At 31.1% G+C, this 21,010-nt stretch carries 16 protein-coding genes; 11 read left to right on the top strand and 5 right to left on the bottom strand.

Translation table 11 applies throughout. The annotated features are described in order from the left end of the window. Positions 1–25: 25 nt before the first annotated feature. Positions 26–814 carry a flagellar hook-basal body complex protein gene (locus B3J31_RS05110; RefSeq protein WP_150845009.1) on the top strand — a complete coding sequence of 263 codons (789 nt, stop codon included), beginning with the start codon at positions 26–28 and terminating at the stop codon, positions 812–814. Positions 815–951: 137 nt separating this feature from the next. After that, positions 952–1,719 (top strand): hypothetical protein, encoded by a 768-nt coding sequence (locus B3J31_RS05105; RefSeq protein WP_150845008.1) that lies wholly within the window; start codon positions 952–954, stop codon positions 1,717–1,719. Between the two features lie 47 nt (positions 1,720–1,766). Here the strand turns inward: B3J31_RS05105 and B3J31_RS05100 are convergent, their stop codons facing one another. Further along, on the bottom strand, positions 1,767–3,407 hold the full coding sequence (locus B3J31_RS05100; protein WP_150845007.1) for a putative manganese-dependent inorganic diphosphatase: 1,641 nt from the start codon (positions 3,405–3,407) through the stop codon (positions 1,767–1,769). Positions 3,408–3,572: 165 nt separating this feature from the next. On the opposite strand from B3J31_RS05100, the gene B3J31_RS05095 reads away from it, so the two are divergent. After that, positions 3,573–6,122: a calcium-translocating P-type ATPase, PMCA-type gene (locus B3J31_RS05095; protein ID WP_346868424.1), complete on the top strand. Its 2,550-nt coding sequence runs from the start codon at positions 3,573–3,575 to the stop codon at positions 6,120–6,122. 214 nt (positions 6,123–6,336) lie between these two features. Here the strand turns inward: B3J31_RS05095 and B3J31_RS05090 are convergent, their stop codons facing one another. From B3J31_RS05090 to B3J31_RS05080, 3 genes are all read right to left on the bottom strand, one after another. Continuing rightward, positions 6,337–7,029: an LrgB family protein gene (locus B3J31_RS05090; RefSeq protein WP_346868423.1), complete on the bottom strand. Its 693-nt coding sequence runs from the start codon at positions 7,027–7,029 to the stop codon at positions 6,337–6,339. Further along, the gene (locus B3J31_RS05085; RefSeq protein ID WP_346868422.1) at positions 7,026–7,385 is read right to left on the bottom strand and encodes a CidA/LrgA family protein; all 360 of its coding nucleotides are present in this window, start codon (positions 7,383–7,385) and stop codon (positions 7,026–7,028) included. Before B3J31_RS05085 ends, B3J31_RS05090 begins: the two co-directional genes overlap by 4 nt. Positions 7,386–7,537: 152 nt before the next feature. Further along, positions 7,538–7,969 (bottom strand): hypothetical protein, encoded by a 432-nt coding sequence (locus B3J31_RS05080; RefSeq protein WP_150845003.1) that lies wholly within the window; start codon positions 7,967–7,969, stop codon positions 7,538–7,540. A gap of 243 nt (positions 7,970–8,212) precedes the next feature. On the opposite strand from B3J31_RS05080, the gene B3J31_RS05075 reads away from it, so the two are divergent. Continuing rightward, entirely contained in the window at positions 8,213–10,504 is a 2,292-nt protein-coding gene (locus B3J31_RS05075; protein WP_346868421.1) for an AAA family ATPase, read from the top strand. Between the two features lie 267 nt (positions 10,505–10,771). On the opposite strand, the gene ychF is transcribed toward B3J31_RS05075, so the two are convergent. Beyond that, the gene (gene ychF, locus B3J31_RS05070) at positions 10,772–11,869 is read right to left on the bottom strand and encodes a redox-regulated ATPase YchF (protein ID WP_035129283.1); all 1,098 of its coding nucleotides are present in this window, start codon (positions 11,867–11,869) and stop codon (positions 10,772–10,774) included. Between the two features lie 355 nt (positions 11,870–12,224). Here ychF and rsmH point away from each other — a divergent pair, with 355 nt between their 5' ends. The 7 genes from rsmH (at position 12,225) to spoVE (ending at position 20,940) form a co-directional block, all read left to right on the top strand. Beyond that, a complete protein-coding gene (gene rsmH, locus B3J31_RS05065; RefSeq protein WP_346868420.1) occupies positions 12,225–13,157 on the top strand; it encodes a 16S rRNA (cytosine(1402)-N(4))-methyltransferase RsmH in 933 nt (310 codons plus the stop codon). A gap of 27 nt (positions 13,158–13,184) precedes the next feature. Further along, positions 13,185–13,682 (top strand): septum formation initiator family protein, encoded by a 498-nt coding sequence (locus B3J31_RS05060; protein WP_346868419.1) that lies wholly within the window; start codon positions 13,185–13,187, stop codon positions 13,680–13,682. 18 nt (positions 13,683–13,700) lie between these two features. Next, positions 13,701–15,896 carry a stage V sporulation protein D gene (locus B3J31_RS05055; protein ID WP_346868418.1) on the top strand — a complete coding sequence of 732 codons (2,196 nt, stop codon included), beginning with the start codon at positions 13,701–13,703 and terminating at the stop codon, positions 15,894–15,896. A gap of 119 nt (positions 15,897–16,015) precedes the next feature. Continuing rightward, entirely contained in the window at positions 16,016–17,464 is a 1,449-nt protein-coding gene (locus B3J31_RS05050; protein ID WP_346873690.1) for a UDP-N-acetylmuramoyl-L-alanyl-D-glutamate--2,6-diaminopimelate ligase, read from the top strand. Then, positions 17,465–18,838, top strand: coding sequence for a UDP-N-acetylmuramoyl-tripeptide--D-alanyl-D-alanine ligase (locus tag B3J31_RS05045; RefSeq protein ID WP_150844858.1), 1,374 nt, complete (start codon positions 17,465–17,467; stop codon positions 18,836–18,838). It begins immediately after the preceding gene. Between the two features lie 13 nt (positions 18,839–18,851). Further along, on the top strand, positions 18,852–19,808 hold the full coding sequence (gene mraY, locus B3J31_RS05040; protein WP_346868417.1) for a phospho-N-acetylmuramoyl-pentapeptide-transferase: 957 nt from the start codon (positions 18,852–18,854) through the stop codon (positions 19,806–19,808). Positions 19,809–19,830: 22 nt separating this feature from the next. Continuing rightward, positions 19,831–20,940 carry a stage V sporulation protein E gene (spoVE, locus tag B3J31_RS05035; protein WP_150844857.1) on the top strand — a complete coding sequence of 370 codons (1,110 nt, stop codon included), beginning with the start codon at positions 19,831–19,833 and terminating at the stop codon, positions 20,938–20,940. Positions 20,941–21,010 lie beyond the last annotated feature (70 nt).

Here is a 21,010-nt window from a genome sequence, read left to right as displayed (position 1 = left end):
AAAGAAAAATTTGAGGAGTGAGTTTATGTACGGTATGTTTTACACCAATAGAAGTGCAATGGAGGCACAACAGAATAAATTAGACTTAGTATCAAATAATATAGCAAATTCCGGTACTATTGGATATAAAAAAGTAACATCTACATTCCAAGACCTTTATACCAGTTCATTAGAGAGACTTGGAGTGCCATGGTCTAAGAATGCAAATACTGAACTTTATGTTGGTACAGGGGTTAAATCTACTAATGAAGTTAGAATAAAGACTCAAGGAAGCTTAACAAATACAAAGATATCTACAGATTTAGCTATAGATGGAGAAGGATTCTTTAAAGTATATAAGCAAGATGGAAGTGCAGCCTACACTAGAAATGGAAACTTCAAAGTGGATGCTTCAGGAATTTTAGTAGATAATAATGGATATAGATTATCTATAACTGATGCTAATGGTAATGAGATAAATGTGCCAGGTGGTCCAATAAACTTTGCTAAAGATAAGTTTTCTATAGATGCAAATGGAGCTCTATCCTTAGATAATGATGGACAACCTATAAAAGTTGGAGATATTAAAACTTATAACACCATAGGGGATACAGATTTTATTTCTGCAGGACAAAGCTTATTTGTTCCAATAGAAGGAGCTACTGTAATGGAGACTACGGATAGGGATATTTATCAAGGGTTTACTGAAAACTCTAATGTAGATATGTCTACGGAGATGACTGACATGATTGTAGCCCAAAGAGCTTTTCAATTAAGCTCATCTGCATTAAAAACTGCAGATGATATGTGGGGAATGATAAACAATTTAAGATAGTAATGGAAATAGAAAAGAATGAAAGACATAGTTTTTCATTCTTTTTTTATATCTTCAAACATATAATATAACATTAACAAAGGATAAATTTTAAATAGGAGGGGTGATATTATGGGGTAGGATATTTATTTGGATGTTTGCTAAGTATATTATTTTGGAAGTTTGATAGACATAGATTAGCAATAAAGGTCAATGAGAAATTTAGTGCTAAAATAAGAAGCAAAGTAGTTTTACAATGGGTATACTTTATACTTATACCTACCATAGGGGTAATTATAAGTCTTATATCTAATAGGGAGATTATTAATGCTATTGTAGCTTTCTTCGTTATTGAGATAAGCAATAGTGAAAGAAAAACAGTAATTAAAAAATCCACTGAAAAAAAGGAGTTTTACAATACTTTATCCTTAATTAGCAAATCATTGATTTGTGGTTTTTTAGCACCCTTAATTTATATTCTAATCATAGGTAATGGAGGGGGAGTAATATATACATTAATATATTATATCAGTGACGATGAGAGTCTAAAGTTTATTAATGGTATATTAAATGTGTTAAATATTATTCCAACTCTAATAGGTGGAATGTTCTTATATATTGTCTATATTATTAGAAATAAAACCTTTAAAATTAATTTCAAGGGGGATTTTTTAAAAAATCTATTTACTAATCCACTTTTAAACATTTATATTTTTGCTGCATATATAGAATCAGTTAATTTTTACTACATAGAAGATAAGGGGGTACATTATCTAAAAAGTTATGGTGTGTATCAAGGAAAGATTGATGATTTATGTGTTAAGGATTTTTTAACTGTGATATATGGAGTGTGTTTTATTTTCTTTGTTATATTTTGGATTTATATTATTAATAAGGGATCAATTCTCAAATTAGTGGTACAGTAAACAAAAGGAGGCTGTCTTTAGGGACAGCCTCCTTTTGAGCTAAAGAATTACTTAATTTGGTTTATAACCTCTGTAAGAGGTGGAATAACTTGTTTCTTTCTAGAAACTACCTGGTCAATATATGCGGTTCCATTGTTTAATTTAATGTTAAAGGCTCTTGAGAATACTTCTTTGTGTTCGCCACACACAATGAATAAAGAAGAACTTTTAAATATGTCAGTAACCATAAGAATAATTAGGTCAAACTTTCCTTGATTTGCTTTTTCATTCATTACAGTTTTTAAATCATTAATTAGTGGAGTAAATCCATCCATATAAGTAGTTGTTATTTGTCCAACACCTACTTTAAAATTACCCATATTAAAGATTTTGAAATCTTGGTATAAAAGTTCCTTTGAGCTTTTTCCTTCTAATGAAGTTCCGGCTTTAAACATCTCTTGAGCAAATTTTTCTATATCTATACTTGCTATTTCAGCTAATCTCTTTAGGATGATTTCGTCTACAATAGTTGCTGTTGGAGATTTTAATAGTAGAGTATCGGAAATAATAGCGCCACATAATAATCCAGCTACTTTCTTAGATGGTCTAATTCCATTTTCAAAGAAAATATTAGCAACTATGGTAGAAGTACTTCCTACAGGCTCATTTCTAAAGTATATTGGTTGACCTGTTTGAATATCTCCTATTCTATGGTGGTCGATAATTTCTAAAATGTCTGCATCTTCAAGACCGTCTACAGACTGAGTCTTTTCGTTATGATCCACTAAAATTACTTTCTTTCTTTGTTGGGTTATTAAATGATATCTGGAAATGCTTCCAACTACGGAACCATCTTCATCTAAAACTGGATAACTTCTATATCTAGTTTCTAGCATAATATCTTTAATCTCCTCAATGAAGTCACTAGTAGAGAAGGTAATTAAATTATTTTTAGTCATTACGTATTCTATAGGAATACTTTGAGGTATTAATCTAGCAGCAGTAAAAGAGTCATAAGGAGTAGTGATTATAGTGCATCCTTTTTCTTTAGCTAGGTCAATAATTTTTTCAGAGGGAGTTGTATTATTAGTGATTATCATTAATCTAGCATTACAATCTAATACAAATTCTTGAACTAACTCACGGTCTCCACAGATACAAATATCTTCCGCTTCTATTAAATTTCTATCATTTGGTTCCATCATAGAAACTACAACTTTCCCCTTAAGTTCTAAGTTTTCATCTGATAAGTAAACAATTTTAGCGGATAGAGTTTCTAAAATGTTACTTAGACTTGTTTTACTTTTAGCTAAAACGTAATTATCCCAAATGTCTAGATAGCTAGCAGCCAGATTTGATACAGATACAATTCCAGCTAATTTTTCATTAGGATATATAACTGGGAGAGTTTTAATGTTTTTTTGCTTCATTATAGACCAAGCCATTTTTAAGGATATGTCTGAAGCAATAGGAGCTACTGTATCTATTTTTAAATCTATAATTTGAGGTTTTACAGTTTGAACAAGCTGTGGTGGCTGAACTCCAAAGTGATCTAGGATAAATTGAGTTTCTCTACTAATTTCCCCTAGTCTAATTGGAATAGCATTGATTCGTTGGGTTTTATTTTTAAACTCTGAATAAGCAATAGCTGCACAAATAGAATCAGAGTCAGGATTTCTATGACCTGTTATGTATACCTTATTTACCATGAATAACCTTCCTTTATAATATCTATTATTATTTATAATTAGTATTTTAAAGGTTTATTTACCTTATGTAAAGTTAAAGTTTTCATATACTGGTAGGATGGTACATATATTTTAATGATAGATTATTTCTAACTATAAATAAAAAAATTGTAAGGGGGAAAAAATGTGAGTGCTAAAGAATATAGAGGGCTATCTACCAATGAAATAGAAGATAGGCTGAAAGAATACGGACTAAATGAGTTACAGAGTAAGAAAAAAGTGTCACCTATAAAAATATTCTTATCACAATTTAATGATTTGATTATTTGGATACTAATGGTGGCAACTGTTATATCGGGTTTTATGGGGGATAAAGCAGACGCTATAACTATCCTAATAATTATAGTAATGAATGGAATTTTAGGTTTTGTTCAAGAATATAAAACTGAAAAGTCCTTAGAACAGTTAAAAAAATTATCCTCACCTACTGCTAAGGTAATAAGGGATGGAAAAATTGAAGTTATTAATTCCATATATCTAGTACCAGGAGATTTGGTTATATTAGAAAGTGGGGATAGGATACCTGCTGATAGTATTTTAGTTGAAGGAAATAATCTTATGATGGATGAATCTCTTCTAACTGGTGAATCCGTAGGAGTGCACAAGAATCCAGAGGATAGTGATAATAATATATATATGGGAACTATCGTATTGACAGGTAGGGGAAAAGCAAAGGTATATGGAACTGGAATGAATACAGAAATGGGTAGAATAGCTCATATGCTTCACTCTATAGAAGATGAACCATCACCACTAAAGGAAAGATTAAATTCCCTTGGAAAAGTACTTGTAGTTCTTTGCTTAACTATATGTGCAGTAGTAACCTTTTTAGGTATTTATAGAGGTGAAAATGTATATGACATGTTTTTATCTGGAGTTAGTTTAGCCGTTGCTGCTATTCCGGAAGGGTTATCAGCTATAGTAACTGTTGCCCTTGCTTTAGGAGTATCAAGAATGCTTAAGAGAAATGCCCTAGTAAGAAAGTTACCAGCGGTGGAAACTCTAGGATGTACCTCTGTAATATGTAGTGATAAAACAGGAACTTTAACAGAAAATAGAATGACGGTAACAGCACTTCTTCATAATGGAAAAATTCATGATATTGATGAAGACAAAAGTTTTGACCATGACATTTTAAAAAAGATATTTGTATATTGTAATGATTGTAACTATAATTATTCTTCTAATTCCATGGAAAAGGCTTTAATGGGAGACCCAACGGAGACTGCTTTAATAAAAGGCTTCTTTAAAAAGGTTTCTGAAATAGAAGGATTTAATAGTAAAGTAGAGAGGATTTTTGATATCCCCTTTGATTCTACAAGAAAAATGATGACCGTAATTGTGAAGGACGTAACTACTAAGAAGGATGTATGTTATGTTAAAGGAGCTCCAGAGCGAATACTTGATAGATGTTCACATATATTAGTAAATGGAAGGGTAGAACCATTAACTATTCCTTATAGAAGAAGTGTAGAAAAACTTATTGATGATATGTCCTTTAGAGCTCTTAGATGCATTGCAGGTGCATATAAAGAGAATAACTTAATTAAGGGAGACAAGGTGGAGAATGGTTTAATTTTTGTAGGTGTAGCTGGAATTATAGACCCACCAAGAAAAGAAGTAAAGGATGCAGTTTTAAAATGCAGGGTTGCAGGAATAAGACCAGTTATGATTACAGGTGATCACAAAAATACAGCCTTTGCCATAGGAAAAGATCTAAATATATGTAATGAAAGCAAGGAAGTAATTACAGGAGCTGAACTTGATAGAATAAATGATAAGGAACTTGAAAAGTCCATAGATGATTATAGAATATTTGCAAGAGTTAGCCCTAAACATAAATTAAGAATAGTAAAGGCTTTTAAAAGTAGGGGTAATATTGTAGCTATGACTGGGGATGGAGTTAATGATGCCCCTGCTATTAAAGAAGCTGACATTGGAATAGCTATGGGAATTTCAGGAACAGATGTAACTAAGGAAGCTGCATCTATGATATTATTAGATGATAACTTTGCTACTATTGTAACTGCAGTAGAAGAAGGTAGAGTTATATATGATAATATTAGAAAATTTATAAGATATCTATTATCTTGTAACTTAGGTGAAGTATTGACTATGTTCTTAGCTTCATTGTTTTATTTAGAAGTACCACTGCTTCCAATTCAAATTTTATTTGTAAATTTAGTTACTGATGGACTTCCAGCTATAGCTCTTGGAGTAGACCCACCAAATAAAAATATAATGTATGAAAAGCCAAGAAAAAAAGGCGAAAGTGTTTTTGCAAGGGGATTAAAAGAAAAGATATTAATTAGAGGTGCATTAATTGGTGTTTGTACAGTTCTTGCATTCTTAGCGGGTAAGTATTATGGATATGGATTAGGAGTATGTAGAACTTTAGCCCTTGGAACTTTAATTTGCTCACAGTTAATTCACGTATTTGAATGTAGAAGTGAAAAGTATTCTCTCTTTGAAATCAATCCTTTTACCAATATGTATCTACTAGGTTCTGTTATTATTTCAGTGACAGCACTTTTATTAGTAATATATGTTCCTATGTTACAAGGTATATTCCATACCATGTCTATAGGTATTGGACAGTGGGCAATCATTGTATTTTTCTCAGGAATAATATCCTTTATTAATAGCATTGCTACTTTTGTAGGAAACAGAAATTAAGAATATTTTAAGTAAAAAAAATAGCCAAGGTACTTTCTCATATGTTCATCCTTATAATAGACAGTTTTGTTATTTAAATTGTCTGCCATAAGGGAAGCATATCACTGTAGATACCTTGGCTATTTATATGCTTATAGCTTGTTAAAGTCATATATGTTTGAGAGAATTTAATAGCTTGTACAAATATATCACTGTAATTTTAAGCAGAGCCTAATTATAAAAGATTAGCAAAGATGGAGGCACCAATTACTGTGAATAAACCTGCCACTGCTATTGCAAGACCGCTCATAGCACCTTCTATTTCTCCAATTTCCATTGCCTTTGAAGTTCCTATGGCATGGGAAGAGGTTCCTATGGCAATGCCTTTAGCAATTGGTTCATGGATATGAAATACCTTACAAATAACTTCAGCAAGGATATTACCAATAATACCAGTTACAATAATAACAGCTACTGTAATTGTGACAATTCCATTTAGCTCTTCTGAAATTCCCATTCCTATAGCTGTGGTAATGGATTTTGGAAGCAAGGTTACATACTGTTCATGGGTAAACTGAAAAAGCAAAGCCAATAAAAATACACTTATAAGACTGGCTGCTACTCCTGAAAAAATTCCTATTATAATAGCTTTAAAATTGTTTTTTAATAAATCCAGTTGCTCATATAGAGGGATTGCTAGACATACTGTAGCAGGAGTTAGTAAATAACTTAAATATTTTGCTCCATTATTGTAACTTTCAAAATCTACTTTAAAAATAACTAAAGCTACCATTACAAAAAGAATTGAAATAAGTAAGGGATTAAAGATCCCATTATTAAATTTCTTTTTTAAAAACAACCCTATTTCATAGCCTAGAATACTGACCACTACTCCGAAAAATGCTGAATTGCATAATAAATCCTTCAATTTTTATTCATCCTCTCTAGCTTAATGATAAACTGGGTAACTTTACCAGTAACTATCATTACAATAACTGTGGTTAAAATAGTTATTATAATAACAGGAATCCAAATATCCTTTAGTACGTCCCAAGAAACTAATAAACCCACCGCTGCTGGTATAAACATAAGAGGCATAATTTCTATTAAAAAAGTTCCAGTTTCCTTCACTTGTTCAAGGGAAATTATTTTTGTTTTTAAAATTACAAGCATGAGAATTAAACCATATATACTAGCAGGAATAGGTAATGGAATAATATATTTTAATATTTCTCCAATAAAAGTTACTGCCAAAATAATTCCAAATTGACGAAAATACTTCATATAAACATCCCTTTCTAAATTGGTACTACCAATTTAGAATTGTACATCTTTTTTATAGGTATGTCAAAAAAACACAGGATACAAGTAGTATCCTGTGTTAACTAATAAGTTAAGTTTTTACTATTACGCCCCAGCTAAGGGAGCTTCATTACTTATTTAAATCTTCTATCTTGTCTTACTCTCTGTATCTTCTTTTGACCACCTTCAACAGGAACTAAGTCTCTCTTATTAGTAAGGTTCATAACGTTCATTATGCTTATGTAGTCCTTAAATTTCTTTTTCTTCTTTTTCTTTTTAGAATAATCAGGTTTTAAACCTTGGATTAATAAAGAATGACCTTGAGATACAGGAATGAATTCTGGCTTTTTAAACCATCTCTTTTTCTTATAAACACAAGTTGCTATAGTTCTAGCACTGTCTTGTTTTACTACAATAGTAACAATAATAGTATTTAAAATTCCAAGAAAAGATTTTTCCTCTGTTTTAACAGATAAAGCCCTTCCTTGAACTTGCGTTATTCTATCACCATATCTATTTATAAAAGCGTTAGAATAACTTTGTGATAATTTGTCTTTGAATCCCATATGAATAACTCCTTTACATGAAGAATAAATAACTACGTATAATATCTGACTGTATTCAAGTGTATAATATTACACAATATCATTATTATATAATAATTAAGTTGTTATAACAAGTTTATGTTTAATCTTTAAAAATTATATCATGATTTTTTTAAAATTATAATATGAATTTTTATGTTTTTGTTCCAAAAGTCCTTTTATAAGAATATTAATATATTAAATGATTTTATTTGGGAGGACAGTATGAAAAGAGTTTTAAAACCCAGTGAAGTTTTGTACGATTTTGAAATTGTTGAAGATAGAGAAATAGAAGGCGAATTTATATTGCCACAATATAAGGATGCATATAATAAAATAAAAACCTCACTTCTTTTAAATGGTGAAGGGTATAATATTTACTTAGTTGATGAATTTTGTAAGGATAGAGTAAAACATATTATTAGCTATGTAAAACATATATTGACGGGTGGAAAGCCACCAAAGGATATATGTTATGTTATAAAAGGAAATGCAAAGGAGCCTGTTCCTTTGTTTGTTAACAATGGATATGGAAATAAGCTTAAAAAGGTAGTAGACAAAATTCAAGAATTTTATGCAGAAAGTATATTTAAATTTTATAATGGCGTAGATAATAAAGAAAAAGAATACCTTATTAGTACTATTAAAGACAGGCGTAGCAAAATAGTGGGAGATTTAATTAAACTTTCTAAAGACTATGGCTTTGATATAAAAACTAGTGGGGAGGGATTTACATTTATACCCCTAGTTGACGGAAAAGAAATGACAGAGGATGAATTCGATAATCTTAAGGAAGAAGATAAATTTAAAATATTAAATAAGGTTGATGAGTTAAAAATAAATGCTAATGATATATTAGAAAAGTTAAGAAATATGAAAAATGATGAAATAAATAGAATTAGAGAGATAATGGATAACTTTTTTAAAGAAGAAATGGAAGAGTTAAATGTAGTAATAGAAGAAGAATTTAATGATGATAGTGAGGCTAAGGCTTATATTCATTACTTAATTACTGAGATTAAGGGCGAACTTGAGGAAAACTATTCTATAAGTTACGAGGATGATGAAGAAGCTATAAGAGACATTATATATAAATATGATGTAAATGTAATTGTTGATAATTCAGATATTGAGTATCCACCAGTAATCTTTGAAGAAGATCCTAGTGTATCTAACCTTTTTGGGTCTATAGATTATGAAAATCATAATAATATATATGTATCTACTGTAAAATCCATAAGAGCAGGTAGTTATGTAAAAGCTAATGGGGGATGTCTAATTCTCAGAGCCAGTAGTCTACTTAGTAATTCTCAGTCTTATTATTATTTGAAAAGAGCTATAATATCAGAAAAAGTAGACTTAGATTACAACAGAGGATATATAGAACTATTTACTTTAAGTAGTTTAAAACCAGTACCTATGCCAATTAATACTAAAGTAATAATAATTGGGGATTATGATATTTATGACGCATTGTATAACTATGATAAAGAATTCAGAACAATATTTAAGACAAGGGCTGACTATAGGGGAGTATTGAAGGCTGAGAATAAGGTTAAAACTGTATTGTTAAAAGAAATAAATAGATTGTCTAAGGAAAATAATATTAAACCTATAACATCTAGTGGCATAAGAGAAATTGCAAAATTTTTATCTAGAAAGGCAGAAAACAAAAATAAGATACATTTCGACAATGATGAATTATCAAACCTTATAATACAAGCTAATTATAAAGCAGCAGAAGGGGCAAGGGAATTTATTGATGGAGATGATATAGAGAACATTGCTTATAGGAAAGAACCTATAGAAAGAGAATATCTAGAGTTATATGATGAAAAAAAATTGTTGATAGATGTTTCAGGAAGCAAGGTGGGACAAATTAATGGACTTTCTGTCATTGATACAGGATATACAAGTTTTGGTAAGCCTGTTAAAATAACTTGCACCTGTTTTAAGGGAGAAGGAAAAATCATAGATGCTCAAAGGGAATCTAATCTCAGTGGTAAAATTCATACTAAGGGAATTAATATTTTAAAAGGATATATTAATAATATCAATGGAGGATATAAAACTCTACCAGTAGATTTCAATCTTAGCTTTGAGCAGTTATATGGAGTTATAGATGGTGATAGTGCATCAGTAGCTGAAGCGTTAGCTATAATATCTGCTCTTTGCAAGATTCCTATCAAACAAAATATTTCAGTTACTGGATCTATAAATCAATTTGGTCAAGTACAGCCTATAGGTGGTGTAAATGAAAAAATTGAGGGATTCTTTGAAGTGTGTAAAATCATGGATGATACGGAAGGAAAGGGAGTTGTAATTCCTCTATCTAATAAAGATGATTTAGTGCTTTCAAGAGAAGTTGAGAGAGCAATCTTTGAAGGTAAATTTAAAATATATACTATGGAAACTGTAGAAGATGCCATGGAGTTAGTATTTGATGGTGAAGAAATTACTATGGATAATATAATGGAACTAATAAGTAAGCAGTGTATAGAATATGAGAAGAAATGATGGTAAATAAAGGGTGGGAATTCCTTGAAACCCCCATGAATAGAACAAATAGTTAACTATTTATATAGTTAACTATATCCATATATAAATATTTATATATGTAAAAATTAATATAGTAATATAGGTATATAGTGAAATAGGTATATAGTAATATAGTCATATTTATATATATTTATATAGTTATATATGTTTATAATTGTAGGGTTAAAAATAGGTATGAGTGAAATTCACTCATACCTATTTAATTACCTGTAGTAATATAAATAATTATACATTAAATCTAAAGTTTACTACATCTCCATCTTGCATTATATATTCTTTTCCTTCAAGTCTGTAGAATCCTTTTTCTTTAGCTGCAGCTTCAGAACCACATTCAACTAACTTATCAAAGGAAATTACCTCAGCACGGATAAATCCACGCTCAATGTCGGTATGAATTTTACCAGCAGCAGCAGGTGCCTTTGTACCTATTTTAATTGTCCAAGCTCTTACCTCTTGAACACCAGCAGTTAAGTAGCTCATTAGACCAAGAAGTTTATAACTTGCATGGATTAGTTTATCAAGACCTGATTCTTCAAGACCATATTCTGAAAGTAAGTCTTTCTTTTCTTCATCATCTAATGTAGATAATTCTTCTTCTAATTTAGCGCATACTATGATAATTTCAGATTTTTCCTTAGCAGCATAGGCTTCTACTTCTTTTACCATTTCATTTTCTCCGCCACACTCCATTAAGTCTTCTTCACTTACATTGCATGCATATAATACAGGTTTAGAAGTTATTAAGAAAAGAGATTTAACAAATTCTTCTTCTTCATCTGTAAACTCTAAAGTTCTAACTGGCATATTATCTTCTAAATGTTTTTTAATTTTTTCCATAATTGCATATTCAACTTTTGCAGTCTTATCCCCTGAGCGTACTAGTTTTATAGATTTTTCCATTCTTCTTTCTAGCACTTCTAAATCAGAAAAAATTAATTCTAAATTAATAGTTTCAATATCTCTTATAGGTGATACAGATCCTTCTACATGAACAACATTATCATCTTTAAAACATCTAACAGTATGAACAATTGAAGCTACTTCTCTTATATGAGATAAAAATTTGTTTCCAAGTCCTTCACCTTTACTTGCTCCTTTAACTAATCCTGCTATGTCATAGAATTCTATGGCAGTATGTACTTGTTTTTTAGAATTATATAATTTTTGTAATACATCAAGACGGTTGTCAGGTACACTAACAACTCCTACATTTGGCTCTATAGTACAAAATGGATAGTTAGCAGACTCTGCTCCTGCTTTTGTAATGGCATTAAATAATGTACTCTTTCCTACGTTAGGTAAACCTACTATTCCTAATTTCATATAATATTCGTCCTTTCTATGTAAACCATGTGGCTTATTACTTAAAAATTTCATTCTTTTAAATTATACTCTACAGAAAAGGGAATTTCAATAATTCTACAAGTTATATAGAGTAATAGGGAAAAAGCCGTAGAAAAATAAGGAATTATATTATATAAATGTAATATATTTGAAATTAGTTGAAAATTCTTTATATATATTTATAAATTTGTTTAAAAAAAGTTTTTCATTTATGGAATATTTAAAAGGAATTTATGTAAACTTATAGAATTATTTATGGTACAATGAAAAGTGTATAAATGGATTCTATAGTTTATATTATATAAACCATAGACGAAACAAAGGAGAATATATAATGGAATTTAAACACTTTTCAGTAATGTTAGATGAATGCATAGAAATGTTAGATATTAAAGAAGATGGTATATATGTTGATTGCACTTTAGGTGGAGCAGGTCATTCAAAGGAAATTTTAAAGAAACTTTCACCAAAGGGAAGGTTAATAGGAATAGACCAAGATTTAGATGCCCTTAAGGCTGCAAAGGAAAAGCTAAAGGATTATAATAACGTTACCTATGTACACAATAATTTTTATAATATTAAGGACATATTAGAGTCTTTAGGAATAGAAAAAGTTGATGGTATACTAATGGATTTAGGAGTTTCCTCTTATCAGTTGGATCAAGGTGAAAGAGGCTTTAGCTATATGAAGGAAGCAGCTTTAGATATGAGAATGAATAGGGAAGAAGCTTTTTCAGCCTATAATGTAGTGAATGAATATAGTGAGGATGAACTCTTTAGAATTCTTAGAGATTTTGGGGAGGAGAAGTTTTCAAGAAGAATTGCCAGCAGGATAGTAGAAAAAAGAAAAGTAAAACCTGTTGAAACTACCCTTGAACTTGTAAAAATTATAGATGAGTGCATACCTGCCAAGTTTAAAAGGGAAGGTGGACACCCTGCTAAAAGAACATTTCAAGGTATTAGAATAGAAGTAAACAGTGAATTGAGTATTTTAGATAGGGCTATAGGCGATGGCATAGAAGCTTTAAATAAGGATGGAATTATGGCAATAATTACATTCCATTCGTTAGAAGATAGGATTGTAAAAAATAAGTTTAGAGATTTAGTAGATCCATGTAAGTGTCCTAAGGATCTTCCTATGTGTGTGTGTGGGAAAAAGCCAATAATTAAATTAATTAACAAAAAGCCTATAGAAGCTACTAAGGAAGAACTTGATAATAATTCAAGAAGTAAAAGTGCCAAGTTAAGGGGATGTAAAAAGATTTAGTTCTAAAAACTAGATGGGGGTAGTAAAATGGTAGTAGAAAATAGAAAGAATAGGGTAAGTGGGAATACAGCTTTAGCTTCTCAGGTAAATCCGTTACCTAGAGAAAGGGTAAAAAATCCTACTAAACAAGGGCCAAGTAAAGAAGAATTAAGAAAAATTAGGAAGCAAAAGATAGCAAAATTTTTAAAGCTTAATGGAAGTATAGTAGCAGCGGGATTAGTTGGGGCTATTATTGTATCTAGATACAGTGCTATATATAATAATCAAAAGGAAATAATAGTTCTTCAAGAGCAGATACAAACGCTAGCAGAAGAGAGTGAAGATTTGAGAATAAAATTACTTAAGTTTAACAATTTTTCCTACATAGAAGAAGTTGCCACTAAAGAATTAAAAATGGTTGAACCAAAGAGTACTAATGCAATCTATTGTGATATTAATGCAATTAAAGAGATAGCTACAAGTAGCACTAATGAAGAAAAAGGGGTTAGTTTATTAAGTAAAATTAAAAACTTATTATTTAATTAGTTAGTGAGGTAATTGTAGGTGGCAAAGAAATATTTTGTTGATAAGGTATTAATGAAAAAGAGAATGATGTTAGCTATGCTATTAGCCTTCTTAGTTTTTCTAGGATTAAGTATAAGATTAGGTTATGTTATGTTTGTTGAAGAATCAACCTATAAGTCTTTAGCGAAACAGCAATGGACCAGTGATGTTAGGATAAATGCTAAAAGAGGTAAGATATTAGATAGAAATGGTAATGAGCTAGCAATAAGTGCTAATGTTTATAGAGCGGACTTAGATTTGAACACTTTAAGAAAAGATATAGAAAATAATGGAATGACCATGGAGCAAGTTGCAACAACTCTAAGTGGAATAATTGGAGAAGAACAGGCTGATGTATTACACATATTAACTAATCCTCTTCCCAATGGAAAACCTAGAGGCTCTGCAATATTAAAGAGAAGAATAGAAAAGGATGCAACAGATGCCATAAGAGAGTTTTGTAAAAATAATAACATAAATGGTATAGTAATATCACCTGATACCAAAAGGTATTATCCAAATGGTAATTTTGCTGCCCATATATTAGGTCATACTAATTCAGATGGAGAAGGACTTACAGGGTTAGAGCTTTATTATAATAAGTATCTATCTGGAGTTCCAGGAATTAAAGTTGCTGAAATTGACCAAAAGAGTGAGGGATTACCATATACAATCTCAGAATTTACAGAACCTATCGATGGAAGAAACGTAGTTACTACCATTGATGAAAATATACAAAACTTTGCAGAAAAACTAGCTGAAGAGGCCTTGGCAGATAATGAGGCTAAAGCAGTATCAATTATGGTTATGGACCCTAATACAGGAGAAATATTGGCTTTAGCAAATAAGCCAGATTATGATCCTAATAATCCATGGGTTGGTGGAACATCAGATGATGACATTCAGCAGATGTGGAGAAATAGATTAGTCAGTGATGCCTATGAGCCAGGTTCTATTTTTAAGGTAGTTACAGCTACGGCGGCTATAGAAAAAGGGATTCTTACAGAGGGAGAAGCTTTTAATTGTGGAGGCTCCCTTAATATTGGAGGAAGAAATATTCACTGTTGGAAGACTTCAGGTCATGGTCCTCAAACCTTTGAAGAAATATTAAAAAATTCTTGTAACGTTGGATTTATGATTTTAGGAGAGAGATTAGGTGCTGCGAACCTTAACGAATATATTGAAAAATTTGGGCTAGGACATAAAACAGGAATTGATTTACCAGGTGAATCAGCAGGTATAGTTAAAGCCACAAAAGATATATCTGTAACAGACTTAGCTACTATATCCTTTGGACAAAGCAATACAACTACAGGGGTTCAATTTATGAGAGCTTTCAATGCAATTGCCAATGGTGGATATTTGATAACACCTCATTTAATGAAGGAAATAAATCATTATGATGATAAGGAAGAGCTAGTAGTTGATGAAACCTATAAAATAGAAAAACAACAACAGTTTACTCCAGAGGCTATGACTGAAATGAGGTCTCATTTAGAACAAGTAGTTGGTGCTGGCGGAGGATCAAAGGCTAAAATCGATGGATATAGAATTGCTGGTAAAACAGGTACAGCACAAAAGGTAGACACTGTTAATGGTGGATATGCAAATGGTAAATATCTTTCATCCTTTGCAGGGATGGCACCTGCTGATAATCCCAAATATACAGTATTTGTATCTATTGATGAACCAAATCCATCTTGGTACTATGCAGGACAAATTGCTGCCCCAGTTGGACAAAAGTTATTTAATGATTTGTTTAATTATACAGAAATGAAGCCTAATGGAAGCTATATGGAGGTTGATGAAAGTTTAAAAGCAGATGTAATTGTTCCTGAGGTTAGAGGATTATCAGTTGCAGATGCTAAAAAGGTAATAACTGATGCAGGGTTAACTATTAGAGTAGAAGGTAGTGGAGGCACTATAACAGATATAAATCCAAAGCCAGGGTTTACTCTTAAGGAAGGTAAAGAAATAATCCTATATGCAGGAGGCAGTAATGGAAACACAGATACAGTTATAATTCCTGATTTAAAAGGATTTACAAAGGAAAGTATCATAAGGCTTTTCGATGATTTAGGATTAAAGAGTGAATTTATAGGTGAAGGTCTAGTGGTAGAACAAAGTGTTGCAGGAAACCAAGAAATTAAAAAAGGAACCACGGTAACCTTCCATCTTGGCACCTTAGTAGATTAGATTATCCGGTAGTTACAGGTTGACTTGTGCTACCGGATTTTATATGCTATAAGGTATAAAAATTAAATTTTGGACAATGTTTTAATTAGAAAGAAAAGTATTTTAAGGATGTGAGCAGGGTGAAAATAGAAGAGATATTAAAGGGATTAACCTATACAGTATTAAGTGGAGATAAGAGTATAGAAATTAATAATCCTCAATATGATAGTAGAAAGATAAAATGTGGAGATATGTTTTTTGCCATAGGAGGATTTAATGTAGATGGACACAATTTTATATCAAAGGCTATAGAAAATGGTGCTAAAACTGTGGTGGTTGAAAAAGATGTGACTCTTGTTGAAGGCATAACATTTATAAAAGTTGAAAATGGTAGAAGGGCATTAGCTATAGCAGCTTCAAACTTTTATAACAATCCAAGTAAAAAGATGAAAATAATAGGTATAACTGGTACCAATGGTAAGACTACTTCTGCCTTTATGCTAAAAGGAATATTAGAGGCTAAAGGGTATAAAGTTGGACTAATAGGTACCATAGCTAACTATATAGGGAATAAGGAGATTCATACAGAAAAAACTACTCCAGAATCTTTGGAATTGCAACAGCTTTTTAAGGATATGGTGGACAGTGATATAGATTATTGTGTTATGGAAGTTTCATCTCACTCTTTAGACTTAGATAGAGTTTATGGAATTGAATTTTCACAAGGGATATTCACAAATCTAACTCAAGATCATTTAGATTTCCATAAAACCTTTGAAAACTACTTTAATGCAAAAAGCAAATTGTTTAAAATCTGTAAACATTCTGTGGTAAATGTAGATGATAGTTATGGAATTAAGCTTCTTGAAAAAATAAATTCAAGAGTAACTACTTATTCTATTGAAAAAGAAAGTGATTTAAAGGGAACAGACATTAATTTAGAATCTACAGGAATTATATTTAATTTAAAAGGAAATGAAAAAACATATAAAGTTCAGTTGCCTATACCTGGTAGGTATAATGTTTATAATGCACTAGGTTGTATTGGGGCTGCCTTAGATGAAGGTATAGATATGGATACTATTATTGAAGGCCTTTCTAAGGTTACAGTGCCTGGAAGATGTGAGAACTTAACTTTAGGGATGAACTTGGGTTTTCAAGTAATTAGAGATTATTCTCATACTCCAGATAGCTTAAAAAATATCTTAGAAAATCTTAGAGAACTTACTAAAGGGAAGTTGATTTGTATCTTTGGGTGTGGAGGTGATAGAGATAGAACCAAAAGACCTATCATGGGTGAAATAGGAACAGAACTCAGTGATATAGCCATAATAACCTCTGATAATCCAAGAAGCGAAGATCCTTATATGATATTAGAAGATATTAAGGCTGGGGTTGAGAAATCTAACTATAAACTTATTGAAAATAGAAGAGAAGCCATAAAAACAGCCTTACTCCTCGGGGAAAAAGATGATATTATAGTAATTGCAGGAAAAGGACATGAAACTTACCAAATCCTTAAAAATGAAACTATTCATTTTGATGAAAAGGAAGTTGTATTAGAATTGATAGAGGAGTTGGAGCTTTAGATGGAAACTATAAGGTTAAAGGAAATAGCTGAGGCTATATCCGGAGAAATATTAATTAGTGGAGCTACAGAAGAGTTTTCTAATGTAACCATAGATAGTAGAAATGTCTCTTTGGGAGATATTTTTATAGCAATCAAGGGAGAAAACTTTGATGGTCATAAATTTGTAAAGGGAGCTATAGATAGTGGAGCAAAACTTTGTATAGTACATGAAAAAGAACAATATGAAGATTTAGATGAAAAAGATTTATCTATAATTTTAGTTAAGGACACTAAGAGGGCCCTTCTTGATTTAGCATCCTACTATATTAGCACTTTAGATATAAAGGTTGTAGGAATTACTGGTTCTACAGGTAAGACATCCACAAAGGATTTAATGGCAGCAGCTCTTAGCAAAAAATATAAGGTGTTTAAAACCCAAGGGAATTTTAATAATGATATTGGCCTTCCTTTGATGATATTTAAATTAGATAAAACTTACCAGGTTGCAATTTTAGAGATGGGGATGAGTGATTTGGGAGAAATTGATACCTTGGCAAAAGTATCAAAACCATCTATAGGGGTCATAACTAACATAGGTACATCTCACCTAGAAAACTTAAAGACTAGAGAAAATATTTTAAAAGCTAAACTAGAAATAGCAAATAATTTTACAGAAGAAAATGTGTTAATTATAAATGGAGATAATGATATGCTTCACAATTATTACACAGATAAATATAAAATTGTAAAAATTGGTATAGATAGTGATTATAATTTTAAAGGTTGTAGAATAATTATAAATAAGGACAGTATAGAGTTTGGTGTTAAGGAAAATGGTGAGGATGTAAATGCTACTATAAAAGTACCAGTACCAGGAAAACATAATGTGCTTAATTCATTATTGGCAATAGCTGTAGCTAGAGAGCTTAAGGTTACCTATGAAGAAATCCAAGGAGGAATAGAAAATTTAGAGGCTACATCTATGAGATTGGATGTTGTAAATTTAGATAACTATACTATAATAAATGATGCTTATAATGCAAGTCCAGATTCTATGGAGGCTGCTCTAGAGGTTTTAAAACAATATAATGGAAGAAAAATTGCTGTCCTTGGAACTATGAAGGAACTAGGTGAGGATTCTGCTAGAGCGCATGAGCAGGTAGGAGCTTATGCAAAGGCAAGGGGCATAGATTTATTATTTACCCTAGGAGAGTTTAATGAGAACTTTAAAAAGGGCTATGGCAGTGAAAATTTTATGGCTTTTAATTCCATGGAGGAGCTAATAACAGAATTAAAGAAAACTATTGAAAGTGATGATATTTTATTAATAAAGGCATCTAGATCTATGAAATTTGAAAATATAATTAAAGAATTACAAAAGAAAAATATATAGGGAGGGATGGAATATGAATAAGTTAATATATTCTATTTTAGTAGCATTTATAATATCTTTTGCAGTAGCACCATTTATAATACCAGCATTACACAAGTTGAAATTTGGCCAAAACATTAGAGAAGATGGACCACAAAGTCATTTGAAAAAACAGGGAACTCCAACCATGGGAGGAATAATATTTATTATTTCTACTTGTATTACTATGATATTAATGGTTAGAAATCCTCATGATGAAGCAATGCTTGCTCTTTATGCTCTTATTGCCTTTGGAGCTATTGGATTTTTAGATGATGGTCTAAAGATAATCAAGAAGAAGAATGAAGGCTTAAAAAGTTATCAAAAAATGTTGCTTTTAGTAATAGTATCTATAGTCTTTGGATATTATGCTAAGGATAAAATAGGAACGGATATTATGATACCTTTCCTAGGTACAGTAACTTGGGATTTAAAAGTGCTATTTATACCTTTTATAGTAGTATACTTTGCAGCAGTAACTAATGCGGTTAATCTTACAGATGGATTAGATGGGCTTTGTAGTTCTATTACCCTTTTAATTATGACTTTCTTTGCTCTTGTAAGTTTTGGCATGGCATATTATACTTTAGCAATTTTCTGTGGAATTCTAGCTGGAGCTATTCTTGGATTCTTAAAGTACAACTCTTATCCAGCACAAATTTTCATGGGAGATGGTGGTTCATTAGCTCTTGGAGGAGCTGTTGCAGCCATTGCTATGATATTAAAGCTAGAGCTAATAGTAATAATTGTAGGTGGAGTTTATTTATTAGAAACTCTTTCAGTAATTATTCAGGTTGCTTCCTTTAAACTTACTGGAAAGAGAGTATTTAAGATGGCACCTCTACATCATCACTTTGAATTAAAGGGATGGCATGAAAGTAAGATAGTAGCAGTATTTTCCATAATAACAGTTATACTATGTTTAATAGGATTCCTTGCACTAACTTATTAAAATGGCGTAGGAGGAATTTAATATGAAAAAACCCAAAATGAAATTGGGAGATGTGGACTTTCTACTTTTTGCTGTAATTATTATGTTAGTTACAGTGGGAGTTGTCATGGTATATAGTGCTAGTTCATATTTTTCAGCCTTTAAATATGATGATGCAGAATACTTTCTATGGAAACAACTTCAGTGGGCTGGACTTGGACTTGTTGGAATGATGATCACATTAAATATCGATTACCATAAGTATAAAAAGTATACAAGAATTTTAATAATCTTTACATTTATAGCCCTTTGCTTAGTATTTTTATTTCCACCAGTAAAGGGAGCTCAGCGTTGGATTAGACTTGGACCATTATCCTTCCAACCATCGGAGATTGCAAAGTACGTGGTAGTGCTTTTTGTAGCAAAATATATATCAAGCAATCCTCAAAATATAAAAAAGTTTTGGAAGGGCGTAGTGCCTAACCTTTTATTTGCAGGTTTTATAGCAGGGATGATTCTTCTTGAAAAGAATCTTAGTATTGCCACAGTTACCATGGTGGTTAGTCTTATAATGTTATTTGTAGCTGGAACTAAAGTTATTCACATGGGAGGATTAATAGGAACTGTAGGAGTTTTAGGGGCTGTTTTTATTTTAACAGAGGAATATAGACTTAGAAGACTTTTAAGTTTTACTAATCCATGGAGTGATTCTCAAGGAGATGGGTATCAATTAGTACAATCTCTCTTAGCATTAGGTTCTGGAGGACTTATTGGTGTTGGAATAGGTCAATCAAGACAAAAGTGTTTTTATATTCCTGAACCTCATAATGATTTTATATTGTCAGTTATAGGTGAAGAACTAGGTTTTATAGGCTGTGCCTTTATAATTATATTGTTTATACTGTTTCTATGGAGGGGAGTTATTGCAGCATCTAAGGCAAAGGATATGTACGGTTCCCTATTAGCTACAGGAATAACTTCTGTAGTAGTTATTCAAAGCTTAATCAATATTGCTGTTGTTACAGGCTCTATGCCAGTAACAGGGGTTCCTCTACCATTCATAAGCTATGGAGGGTCTTCCTTAGTAATTAATATGTTATTTATGGGAATACTTCTTAATATAACTCGGCAGAACAATAAAAAAACTTCATAGAAATAATAGGACTGAAGATGCTTTGTATTCTTCAGTCCTATTATTTTTTGAAGGTTCTGTAGTTAATTAA

This window comes from Clostridium sp. UBA5988 (assembly GCF_002435615.1).
In the GTDB taxonomy this organism is placed as follows: Bacteria; Bacillota; Clostridia; order Clostridiales; family Clostridiaceae; genus Clostridium_J; species Clostridium_J sulfidigenes.
The sequence above is the reverse complement of the archived record's forward strand: the minus strand, read 5'-3'. Positions and strand labels throughout refer to the sequence as shown.

What these genes read in the sequence shown, in the direction of transcription:
- B3J31_RS05110 (WP_150845009.1), top strand. Translation starts at nt 26, where the DNA reads ATGTACGGTATGTTTTACACCAATAGAAGTGCAATGGAGGCACAACAG.
- B3J31_RS05100 (WP_150845007.1), bottom strand. Translation starts at nt 3,407, where the DNA reads ATGGTAAATAAGGTATACATAACAGGTCATAGAAATCCTGACTCTGAT.
- B3J31_RS05085 (WP_346868422.1), bottom strand. Translation starts at nt 7,385, where the DNA reads ATGAAGTATTTTCGTCAATTTGGAATTATTTTGGCAGTAACTTTTATT.
- B3J31_RS05080 (WP_150845003.1), bottom strand. Translation starts at nt 7,969, where the DNA reads ATGGGATTCAAAGACAAATTATCACAAAGTTATTCTAACGCTTTTATA.
- B3J31_RS05075 (WP_346868421.1), top strand. Translation starts at nt 8,213, where the DNA reads ATGAAAAGAGTTTTAAAACCCAGTGAAGTTTTGTACGATTTTGAAATT.
- ychF (WP_035129283.1), bottom strand. Translation starts at nt 11,869, where the DNA reads ATGAAATTAGGAATAGTAGGTTTACCTAACGTAGGAAAGAGTACATTA.
- rsmH (WP_346868420.1), top strand. Translation starts at nt 12,225, where the DNA reads ATGGAATTTAAACACTTTTCAGTAATGTTAGATGAATGCATAGAAATG.
- B3J31_RS05060 (WP_346868419.1), top strand. Translation starts at nt 13,185, where the DNA reads ATGGTAGTAGAAAATAGAAAGAATAGGGTAAGTGGGAATACAGCTTTA.
- B3J31_RS05045 (WP_150844858.1), top strand. Translation starts at nt 17,465, where the DNA reads ATGGAAACTATAAGGTTAAAGGAAATAGCTGAGGCTATATCCGGAGAA.
- mraY (WP_346868417.1), top strand. Translation starts at nt 18,852, where the DNA reads ATGAATAAGTTAATATATTCTATTTTAGTAGCATTTATAATATCTTTT.
- spoVE (WP_150844857.1), top strand. Translation starts at nt 19,831, where the DNA reads ATGAAAAAACCCAAAATGAAATTGGGAGATGTGGACTTTCTACTTTTT.